The organism is Actinomadura chokoriensis, assembly GCF_041463665.1.
Lineage (GTDB): Bacteria > Actinomycetota > Actinomycetes > Streptosporangiales > Streptosporangiaceae > Spirillospora > Spirillospora chokoriensis_A.
In genome coordinates, this window is record NZ_JAXCEJ010000072.1 from 1 (window position 1) to 1477 (window position 1477).

Annotated in this window: 2 protein-coding genes; both read right to left on the reverse strand. The window is 58.2% G+C overall.

The genetic code is table 11. The features are described from left to right. A partial coding sequence (locus SM418_RS37910; protein WP_371966188.1) for a beta-ketoacyl synthase N-terminal-like domain-containing protein occupies nt 1–198 on the reverse strand: 198 nt, incomplete at its 3' end. A gap of 51 nt (nt 199–249) precedes the next feature. Continuing rightward, on the reverse strand, nt 250–1477 hold a 1228-nt coding region (locus tag SM418_RS37915), incomplete at its 5' end, for a beta-ketoacyl reductase (protein ID WP_371966189.1).

Here is a 1477-nt window from a genome sequence, read left to right on the forward strand (position 1 = left end):
CGCCACCGCATCACCACCAGCAGCAACCAGATCCCACAACTCCTCCGGAGAACCCACACCCCCCGGAAAACGACAACTCATACCCACAATCGCAATCGACTCCCGCTCCTTTTCTTCAAGCACAAGCAAACGACTTCTGGTCTCCTGAAGTTCTACCGTTACCCGCCGAAGGTAGCTTCGAAGCTTTTCTTCCGTCATCACTCAACACTTCCTTCTTGAAATGCCAATGCAGATCATCATTTCATAGAGCTATTGAATATTCAAATCTCTATCGATGATTTGAAACAGTTCATCGTCGGTGACTGAGTCAAGTTCACGAACAACTCGATCACCAACGGAATTCAATCTCTCCAGAAGAAGCTGGAGACGCGCTTTAATTCTCGTACGAAAATCATCGCTAGCCACAATTCCAGAAAGCCCGTTCTCTACTTCTACAAGCGCCGCTAGGAGGCGATCAATTTCTTCTCCCTGCGGTCCTAGAAGCTCTCCTCGCAGTAGTCCGACCAGGGTGGTGGGGGTGGGGTAGTCGAAGATCAGGGTGGGCGGCAGGTGGAGTCCGGTGGCGGTGTTGAGTCGGTTCCGCAACTCCACCGCAGTAAGGGAACTGAACCCCAAGTCAAGGAACCCCCGCCCTGAATCAACTTCATACGATGACTCGTATCCCAGGACGGCGGCGGCGTGGGTGCGGACCAGGTCCAGCAGGACCCGGTCCTGCTCGACCTCAGGCAACCCGGCCAGGCGCTGGCGAAGCAGGGACCGGTCTGCCGGGTCGCTCTGGGGGGAAATTTCAGTGTCGGTCTTCTTCAGGTGCTGTTGAACATCAGGGATCTCTTGCAGCAGTGGGCTGGGACGCATCGCCGTAAAGGTGGAGGCGAACAGATCCCATTCGATGTCGGCCACTGCCAGGCAGGTTTCGTTTTGCTGTAGTGCCTGCTGCAGTGCCGCAATCGCCAGTTCCGGCGCCATCATAGGAATTCCATAGCCGCTCAACTGGTCCGCGACCATGGGGTCATCCGCCATACCCTCACCGTCCCATGCACCCCATGCCAGTGAGGTAGCAGGAAGGTGCCGCCCCCGCCGATGCTCAGCCAATGCATCCAGGAAAGCGTTAGCCCCTGCATATGCACCTTGCCCCCCGCTACCCCAGATACCTGCACCCGAGGAGAACAACACGAAGGCATCCAGTGCATCTTGACTCAACAAATCATGCAGGTGTATAGCTCCGGCGACTTTCCCGGCGACGATGTCAGCGACATCCGCCAGGCTGGTTTCGGCTAGCGCACTCGGCTTACCTGCCCCGGCGGCATGCACCACGGCGCGGATACTCGCCCCCTCTGCCTTCAACTGCCGGATCAGGTGGGTGAGTGCGTCGCGGTCTGCCACATCGCAAGCGGCCACCGTCACGCGGACGCCCAGCTCACGGAGTTCGGTCTCGAGTTCCACCGCACCTGGACTGTTGAGACCACGGCGGCTGGTC